The following is a 9967-nucleotide window of genomic DNA, read 5'->3' on the forward strand; positions in this document are numbered from 1 at the left end:
CATTAATCTTTGTGACGGTTAGTTATCAGATATACTTCGTTGTGTTAGGTCGGTTAAGTTTCGCAGGTACTCCGTCATATTTGCAGACAAACATTCCTGTGAAACCTGCCATTGCCAATTGTTGCCGACGGTTCCCGGAACATTCATCCGCGCTTCTGAATCAAGCCCCAATATATCTTGGAGGGGCAGAATTACCCAAGAAGCCGTACTCTTGTATAATTCTTCAATTATATCACGACAAGCCTGCCGACATTCTTCAAGTGTGCTCGAGACATTTGCCAAGGTCGTTTTATACCACCCCAGTAAGGTATCGTTATCATGTGTACCAGAGTAATAGATTAACTGCGAATCCCCCCTGTCCTTGAGTTCACTAACCGGTGTAAACTGGAAAACTTTCATTCCGGGAAACCCAAAAATCCGGCGAAGGGTTTCTACTTCGGGCGTGATCATTCCTAAATCTTCTGCCAGTAAAGGCAGTGGCCCAAATTCCTCAATTAAGCTTTCAAAAAAACGCTTACCCGGACCTTTCTGCCAATGCCCGTTGATCGCCGTCTCCTCTTCTGCATCGATCTGCCAATAGGCCTCAAATCCACGGAAATGATCTATTCGAGTATAATCAAACAACTTTAAGGTCTGTTTAATTCTTCTCTTCCACCAGTGATAATGTGTCGCTTCATGCACTTGCCAATCATAAACAGGGTTATCCCAACGCTGTCCTGTTAAACTGAAATAGTCAGGCGGAACCCCGGCAACAGCACTAGGCTTGCCTTGAGCGTCAAGTTTGAATAATTCGCGGTTTACCCAGACCTCGCAGCTGTCTGCTGCCACATAAAGAGGCATATCGCCGATTATTTTAACCTTTTTAGAGGCTGCGTAAGCTTTTAATTCCTGCCACTGTATATAAAACGTATACTGAACGAAACGATAATAATCTATTTCCTCAGTTAGCTTTAGTGTATACTCTTCAAGCTTCTTAGGAACGCGCGTGGAAATTTCGCTTTCCCAATCATACCAGGGGATTCCATTAAAAAGTTCCTTTAATGCGCTAAACAGGCAGTAATCTGCAAGCCATTCGGAATTTTCGCTTATGAACTTTTCGTAGTTATCCAAGGTCAAATATGCAGATCGGGTGGATTGGCCAAAAGGGTTCGTCAATTGTAAGCGAAAAGCGAGGAAAGCTTTCCGCAGCAATCCTTCTTTGGTTTTCTTATATGCATTAAAATTTTCTTTTTCGATTTGAGCCGCATTTTCGAGAATGGCTTCCTGAATGGTATCCCTTGGGAGAAGGCCTTCCTTGATTAAAGGATCAAAGCTGATCAGGAACGGATTCCCCGCGAAAAGTGAATCACTTTGGTAAGGAGAATCTCCTAGGCCGACTGGATTTAAGGGCAAAACCTGCCACAAGGACTGGTGGGCTGATGCCAGAACGTCAATAAAGTGGAAGGCCGAATCTCCTAAATCACCTATTCCCCAAGGCGACGGCAGAGAGCTTATATGCAATAGGACTCCCGAGGCTCTTGTCAGTTGAGTTGCAAAGTTGGTCTTATCATCTTTCTTTATAAAGAAGGCCCTAGCTGACAAAGGATTTATCGGTATGATCCAATCATCTTTGTCCAGGGGGGTTAAAACCTCACTTGTTAGGAGATCAATCACCCATGGAATTGTTTCCGAATTCAAATCCAGCTCAATTTTTTGTGCTGTAGTACAATTTCGATTAACCAGTACCCAGATTGACTCTTGCGGATTTGTCCGCACAAAGCCATAGACATCCTCACCGAAATGTAAGGACTGAAACTCCCCTGTTTGCAGCACTTCATATTCCCGGCGCCAGCGGACCATTCGTTTAAACCAATTTACGAGTTCTTGATCTTCCTTACCCCACGGAAAAGTACCTCGGTTATAGGGATCACTATATCCTTCCATTCCGGCTTCATCACCATAGTAAATGCTGGGCACACCGGGGAACGTCATTTGGAGCAAACTGAATAGTTTAAGCTTTTGAACCGCCAACTGCCGAGCTTCAGCAGAAAGGCGGAAGGTTCGCCGTTGTTTATCGGTTAAATTCGCTTCCGGAGGGGCATCTCCGAGGAGGGTTAAGATTCGGGCTCTGTCATGACTTCCCAGCAGATTCATTAAAGCATAAAAGTTCTCTCGAGGATAAGTTTCATAAAGGCTCATGACATGGCGATGGACCTGAGATGCCCCCAAATCCCCGCGCAAAAAGTGAAGCAAGCACTCTCGTATCGGATAATTCATGGTTGCGTCGAGTTCTTGCCCCCAAAAATACTGCCGAAGTTCACCATAACTCATTTTATTGGAGGCATTCTCCCACACTTCACCAATCAAAACGGCGCTGGGATTGATTGCTTTCATCGCTTTTCTAAAATCCCGGATAAAAGCGTCAGGCAGCTCATCTGCCACATCAAGGCGCCAGCCGGCAATCCCCATTGTCATCCATTTTTTAAGGACGCTTTCTTCAGTACCAAAGATGAATTGGCGGTACGACTCATTCATCTCATCTACTTCCGGAAGATCTTCGGTATTCCACCAGCATTCATATTCCGAACTGCCGGGCTTAAACCGATACCATGAGTAATACGGTGAATCCGGTGACTGATAGGATCCTAATCCGGGGTAATGGCTTTCCTTGTTAAAATAGCGGCTGTCACTTCCCGTATGACTGAAGACACCATCAAGCAGAATGGAAATGCCATACTGGTTGGCCGTTTGCACAAGCCGTTCGAATGTTTCGTCATCGCCATACATCGAATCTATTTTTAGGTAATCCCCGGTATCGTATTTATGATTGCTTGTCGCCTCGAAAATAGGGTTAAGATAGAGAATGCTGATTCCCAATTCTTGAAGATAGGGCAGTCTTTTAATAATCCCGTCCAGATCTCCCCCGAAAAAATCCCAATGTGTGACTCTGCCCCGCTCATCTTTCGTATAAAAAGGCGTATCTTCCCAATCTAAATGCAGGAGCGCCCTCTTTTTTGTATACGTTTCCGACTTGGCCGATTTTCCTTTCGCAAAACGGTCGACGAAAATTTGGTAGATAATTCCCCGCCGGTACCACTCCGGAATCTGCATGGGCTGATAGACTGTGATTTGATAGGAAAGGGGTTCCCCCTCGGTCATTTGGCCTAATCCGCCCAAACCTTCTTCATTGTTACCGTAATAATACTGATCTTCCCCCAACTTCAGAATGAAATAATACCAAACCAGACCCGGAACAGGCGGTGCTGAAAATTCCCCTTCAAACCAAACTTCTTTTTGACTTTCGGCATTTTCAAGCCGATACATTGCGATAAGCTTTTCATGTTTCGAAACTGTTTCCCATAAGCGAATATAGCATTGGTCGATCATCATATCGTCTGAAATTTGCAGCCTGAGCACTACATTTTGTCCGCATACAACCGCTCCAAACGGTTCCCGAAAAATGCGTTCATGAGAATGATGCCGTACTTTAACTTCCATATCCACTCTCCATATCAAACACTTTTGAAGCGGCTCACTTTTCGAATAACCTTCCAGATGGATTATTCGATTAATAAATCTTCATAAAGTTTCAGATAAGCCCGAGCCGAGCGATCCCAACTGAAATCTGATTGCAGCGCATTTTCTTTAATTCGGTTCCAAGTTGCTTGATCTTCATAAAACAGTTTTACAGCCCTTTGAATGGTATATAGAAAATCATGTGCATTATAGTTATCGAAATGAAAGCCGTTTCCTCTCTCCCGGTCCTCCTCATAGGAGATAACCGTGTCGCTTAAGCCTCCCGTATTGCGAACGATCGGAATTGTCCCATAGCGCATAGCCATCATTTGCGATATCCCACAAGGCTCAAAGCGTGAAGGCATCAAGAAAATGTCTGCGCCTGCGTAGATCCGGTGAGCAAGATTATCATCAAATTTTATACAGGCAGCAACCTTACGCGGATATTTTTGAGCAAAGCAGCGCAGCATGTCCTCATACTGCGTATCTCCGGTACCCAGGGCCACGAATTGGACATCGAGAGCCAGAATTTCTTCAAGAACGCGTGCCAGAAGGTCTAACCCCTTTTGGTCGACTAAACGTGACACAATAGCCAGCAATGGGGTATGATCGTTAACCGGTAATTTTAAAAGTTGCTGCAAATAATTTTTATTTTTTTGTTTAGCCTGCGGCGAGGAGGAAAATGGAAAAATCGTGTAATCCAATCCATTGACAATTCCAAGCAAACGATCTGAACGTTTTTGCAATACACCTTCCAAGTGTTCGCCATAATATGGTGTTTGTATTTCACGGGCATAGGTTGGACTAACGGTTGTTAGTCGGTCTGCATAGATGAGGCCGGCTTTCATAAAATTGATGGCCTGATTAAATTCAAGCGCCTCCGAAGTGAAATAATTTTCGTCCAACCCTATGATATCTTCCAGAACCTCTTTGCCAAAAATTCCTTGGTACTTGAGATTATGAATCGTAAATACGGTTTTGATCCGATAGCAGGAATTACCACGATAAAATTCCTTGAGCATCAACGGAATTAAGGCCGTATGCCAATCGTGACAATGCAAAACAGTAGTACGGCTGTTAGGAAGATGTTGAAGACTTTCAAGCACAGCCCTCGAAAAAAATGCAAATTGTTCTGCCTTATCATATTCATCGTAGCTGCTGCTGCGCTTAAAATAATATTCATTATCCAGGAAATAAAAGGGTACACCTTGATAAACCATCTCTTCCAAACCACAGTATTGATTACGCCAAGCGACAGGAACCCGGAACTGTGCAATTGGCTTGAAGGTTTTGCGAAAGTTTTCAGAGATAAGGCTGTATTTGGGCATTATCACACGAACATCAACCCCTAATCTATGTAAAGCAATAGGCAATGATCCCGCCACATCACCTAAACCGCCGGTTTTAATAAAGGGGGTCGCTTCCGCAACAGCAAATACAATCGTCATCGATATTTCTTCCTCCTTAGGGCAAGCGTTTTTAACCATCGTTAAGGGATGGTTTTGCCATCCCTTTAATATATTCTCCGCTTCCACTTCTAAGGACTTATCCAAAAAAGAATAGACGATTTCTTCAATTGATCTACGCAATATGACTATCAATCAGAGGCTTTAAAATAATACACGTTAGGGGCGGTAATGTTATATTCAGAGAATACTTCCGACCATGCCAGGCAGTTGTTTCCGCCTGATGTATCCCATTATTCATCAACGTATTGCCTCCATATGACTGAAGGTCGGAATTGAAAACTTCCTGATATTGGCCCTCTTGGGGAACCCCAATCCTAAACTGGGGATAAGCTTGAGGCAGAAAATTAAGCACGATAACTAAAAAATCGTGAGGATCTTTGGCTTTTCGGCAGAAAACGAGTACACTCTGCTTATTATTATGGACATCGATCCACTCAAAGCCTTCCCAATTTGAGTCAACTTCCCACAAGGCTTTTTCGTTTTGGTAAAATTGGTTAAGACAACGGACATAGTCCTGCATCTTACGATGCAGTTCATAATCGAGGAGCAGCCAATCCAGTTCTTCTGTATCACGCCATTCAATAAATTGTCCAAATTCTCCACCCATAAAAAGGAGTTTCTTCCCGGGATGACAATAAAAATAGCCATATAAGATTCTTAAGCCCGCAAATTTCTGATCATAATCCCCTGGCATTTTACTGAGCAATGATTGTTTCCCATGAACAACCTCGTCATGGGAAAGAGGCAAAATATAATTTTCAGAGAAGGCATAGGTTAAGGAAAAAGTCAGCAGTTGATGGTGGTTGGGGCGCTGTTTAAAATCAAGCTTCATAAAGCGAAGCGTATCATTCATCCACCCCATGTTCCATTTGAAGTTATATCCCAGACCCTGAACCTCTATAGGATAGGTCACCAGCGGCCAGTCTGTCGCTTCTTCGGCAATCATCAAAATGCCGGGAACTTCATGAAAGACCACTTGATTTAGTTTTTGCATAAAGGCAACCGCTTCAAGATTTTCCCGGCCTCCGTATATATTGGGTTCCCAAGTACCCGGTTTTTTACCGTAATCCAAGTAGAGCATACTGCTGACGCCGTCAACGCGAAGCCCATCGATATGGAAAACGGATAGCCAAAAAATTGCATTTGAAATTAAAAAGCTTACGACTTCATTCTTACCAAAGTTAAAATTATAGGTTCCCCATTCCAAATGTTCATCTTTTTCAAAGACGGCTTCCCCATTAAAACGTCCTAACCCATGCGCATCTTTACAAAAATGACCGGGTACCCAATCAAGAATGACCCCAATTCCCGCCTGATGACATCGATCTACAAAAAACATAAAATCCTGCGGACTGCCAAAGCGACTGGTACAGGCATAATAGCCAGTCACCTGATATCCCCAGGAACCATCAAAAGGATGCTCCATTACGGGTAAGAGTTCTATATGCGTGTAGCCTAACTCTTTGACGTAAGGAAGAAGTTTTTCGGCAAAATCCCGCCAAGTAAAAAATTCACCGGAAGGATGTTGGTGCCATGAACCAAGATGCACCTCGTAAATCACTAAGGAGCGATCGAGCGGGGAGCCCTGAGATCGTTTTTCAAGCCAAGCCTTATCATTCCAGGTATACTGTTCTAAGGAATAGACAATTGAGGCTGTCTGAGGGCGAACTTCCGCATAGAAAGCGTACGGATCAGCTTTATAAAGGATATCTCCCTCTTTTGTATGTATTTCATATTTATACCGCTGACCTAAAAGGTTGTCCGGTACAAAAAGCGTCCACACTCCTGTTGTCCCTGATTCATGCATAGGACTTGGCTGTGAGCCCCAATTATTAAAATCACCAACCAGATTAACTTGATAAACAGATGGAACCCATACTGCAAAATGAGTGCCCAGAATTCCCTTATATTTAAGAAGGTGAGCGCCAAATTTCAAAAAACTATAAAACAACTCACCTGAATTGAAAAGGTAAATTTCATTATGTGATAAAAAATCTATCTTTTCCATAATGACGATTCCTCTCATTGCTTTAATCCGTTCGCATTGTTCACTTTAAGCCACCTTAGAATGTCTTCTGCCGGTTTAGGTTTACTGTAATAATACCCTTGAAGTTCTCTACATCCTCTTTCCCGAAGAAAATTAAGGTGCTCTTCAGTTTCCACTCCTTCAGCGATTGTTCTAAGATTCAGATTCTGAGTCATTCCGATAATCATATCAATAATCACTTCGGCATTAGAATTTGTCCCAATCTTTTGGACAAAGGATTGATCAATTTTGAGTTTATTGATCTTAAAACGTGTCAGGTATTCGAGCGAAGAATATCCTGTCCCAAAATCGTCAATAGCTATCGAGATTCCCAAAGCATGGAACGCATCCAGCATAGCAATTGCTTTTTGGGGATTGCTCATCGCCGCACTTTCCGTCAATTCCAGTTCTAAATATTGAGGAGGCAGATCTGCCTCTTTAAGATATTGCAAAACGGTTGTCGGTAGATCCTCTTGGCGAAGCTGAACTGCCGATAAATTTACAGCAACGGTGATCGGGGAAAATCCTTGTTTCTGCCAGCTCTTCGCTTGATTAATGGCTTCGCGCAGTACCCACTCGCCGATGGGTAAGATTAGACCGGTTTCTTCTGCCAAAGGGATAAACTCCAGTGGAGACACCAATCCGAACTCGGGGTGCTGCCAACGAATTAACGCTTCCATTCCAACAACTTCACCGGTTGTTAAGGATATCTGAGGTTGATAAAATAAGCACAATTCGTCACGCTCTAAAGCCTTACGCAGCGCATTTTCCATTTGCAGCTGGCGAATGGAATGAAGCTGCATTTCCGGACTGTAAAAGCGATAAGAATTACGTCCTTCTTGTTTTGTAAAAAACATGGCAATATCCGCACATTTGTAGAGAGTTTCAAAGTCTGAACCGTCTTGAGGATATAAAGCAATGCCAATCGATGGAGTTATGGTTAATTCATGACCTTCAATATAAAAAGGTTGGGAATGAACAAATAGTAACTTTTTGGCTAAGCTAGCGCCCTCCAACATATCTGTATTCGGCAATAATAGGATAAATTCATCTCCGCTAAGACGATAAACAATCTCTTGATCAGCGAAAAGGGATTTTAAGCGTTTGGAGAGTTCCTGCAACAAAAGATCGCCGATTCGATGGCCCAGCGTATCATTAATATTTTTGAAGTGGTCAAGATCAAGAAACATCAGCACAAGTGGCTCTTTACTAATTTCCGCCTTTGCAATCGCTTCATTAACTCTCTCGGTCAGCAAGGTACGGTTGGGTAAATCAGTCAATGCATCATAATAGGCTAAATGTTGAATCTTTGCTTTCGCTTCTTTATGCTGGGTAATATCTCGAATCGTTTCAATTGCCGCAATGGGTACACCTTGAGAATCACGTATTACCGAAGCTTTTGACTTAAAATGGGTTTTCCCGCCTGGTAAAACATGAGTCGTAGATTCACCCACTAAAACATCACCTTGCGTGAAATGAAGGAATTGATAAGGCTTGGATTCTTCTTCTTTGAAATCAAGGGCTAGATCAATTAAAACAGGACGCCTTTGATGATATAGCGGCAGAGAATATTCATAGTCTCCTTTGCCGAGCATATCTTCTGCCTTCACACCTGTCATCATCTCAATTGCTTTATTCCATGCAATGACCTTTCGCTCATGATCAATAACAAAAGTCGCCTCGGGAAGAAAATCAATAATATCGATCAATCGCTGCTGAACTTCAAATAACTTTTTTTCCGCCTCAATACGTTCATTAATATTCCGCAAGATACCAATATAATTAGTAGTTGTACCGTTAATATCTACAATTTTATTAATGGAAAGGCACTCGGCATACTCGATGCCATCTTTGCGTCTATTCCAGAGCTCCCCCCGCCAATGACCTCTATCTTGAATGGCTTGCCACATCTGCTTGTAAAATTCCTCATCTTGGCGACCTGAAGAAAGCAGGTTGGGATTACGCCCTATTACCTCTTTTTCCTGATAACCGGTTAATTGGGTAAACCCTTCGTTAACATAGATAATATTCGCGCCAACGTCGGTGATAATAACCCCTTCACTAATCTGTTCACCGACTTTACCAAAAAGGAAAAGCCGCTCCTTGGCTTTTCTATGCTTATAATTCACAGCAAACTGATCTAAGGCAAAGCTGATATTCGATGTAATCTCTTCCAATAGGTTAATCATCCGCTGATCAAAAATATTCGGTTCATGATGATAAACGGTTAAAACAGCATAAGGCTGTCCCCCACGTCTAAGCGGTATTGCAGCACTTGCTCTCCAGCGATAAGGAAAGGCGCGTTTTTGCCAAGGTCGGGTATGATTGTCTTCAAGAAAGTCCTGGCATAGAATCAGACGATTTTCTCGATAAGCCATTCCGGTCGGGCCCTTCCCTTCGGGAACAATACTGCTGGCAGAAATATAGATATCCTTTAAGTATTCGGTGCCACTTCCATAGCTTGACAGAACTATGAAGCGATCGTCTTCTCCCGGACGTCCAATCCAGCTCATTTTGATGCCGCCTGTTTCAACTGCAATACGGCAAATTCTGTCCCATAAACTCTCCTCATCAAGGGATTCAATAATTGCTTGATTGGTCTGCGCTAAAAAATTATAAAGTTGATTAAGATAATGAAGATGTTTTTTACATTCTTTCGTTTTGTGATTTCTTATTCTTTTGGACCCATATATTTTTTTCCTCATATATGAATCTCCTTTAACTAAATAATAATAGAGTTCTTCGAAATAATTTGATTTTCGAGCAAAAGAGACAGCAAAAGAGACATTGCAATATATTCTATTTATGAGCCATTTTTCCTCTTCTATTTATTATATACTCAACTTTCGCACCCTGGTTGTGCGAATAAAGCCTTGATATAACTGGGTAATTCACTCACCCAATTCTGTAATTGACTTATCGATGACTCATTATTCCCTGATTTATTCGTTAAAAGGTCGAGGACAAAAACCATTAG

General features: G+C 42.5%; 4 protein-coding genes. All 4 read right to left on the minus strand.

Translation table 11 applies throughout. From position 1 onward, the window contains the following. Positions 1-18: 18 nt before the first annotated feature. Positions 19-3477, minus strand: coding sequence for a bifunctional glycogen debranching protein GlgX/4-alpha-glucanotransferase (locus tag VB077_RS00170; protein ID WP_323413181.1), 3459 nt, complete (start codon positions 3475-3477; stop codon positions 19-21). A gap of 62 nt (positions 3478-3539) precedes the next feature. Then, positions 3540-4943: a glycogen synthase GlgA gene (gene glgA / locus VB077_RS00175; RefSeq protein ID WP_323413182.1), complete on the minus strand. Its 1404-nt coding sequence runs from the start codon at positions 4941-4943 to the stop codon at positions 3540-3542. 133 nt (positions 4944-5076) lie between these two features. Then, positions 5077-6972 carry a 1,4-alpha-glucan branching protein GlgB gene (gene glgB, locus VB077_RS00180; RefSeq protein WP_323413183.1) on the minus strand — a complete coding sequence of 632 codons (1896 nt, stop codon included), beginning with the start codon at positions 6970-6972 and terminating at the stop codon, positions 5077-5079. Between the two features lie 14 nt (positions 6973-6986). Further along, on the minus strand, positions 6987-9695 hold the full coding sequence (locus tag VB077_RS00185) for an EAL domain-containing protein (protein ID WP_323413184.1): 2709 nt from the start codon (positions 9693-9695) through the stop codon (positions 6987-6989). Between the last annotated feature and the right edge of the window lie 272 nt (positions 9696-9967).

The organism is Desulfitobacterium sp. (assembly GCF_034927245.1).
Classification (GTDB): domain Bacteria; phylum Bacillota; class Desulfitobacteriia; order Desulfitobacteriales; family Desulfitobacteriaceae; genus Desulfitobacterium_A.

What these genes read in the sequence shown, in the direction of transcription:
- VB077_RS00170 (WP_323413181.1), bottom strand. Translation starts at nt 3,477, where the DNA reads ATGGAAGTTAAAGTACGGCATCATTCTCATGAACGCATTTTTCGGGAA.
- glgA (WP_323413182.1), bottom strand. Translation starts at nt 4,943, where the DNA reads ATGACGATTGTATTTGCTGTTGCGGAAGCGACCCCCTTTATTAAAACC.
- glgB (WP_323413183.1), bottom strand. Translation starts at nt 6,972, where the DNA reads ATGGAAAAGATAGATTTTTTATCACATAATGAAATTTACCTTTTCAAT.
- VB077_RS00185 (WP_323413184.1), bottom strand. Translation starts at nt 9,695, where the DNA reads ATGAGGAAAAAAATATATGGGTCCAAAAGAATAAGAAATCACAAAACG.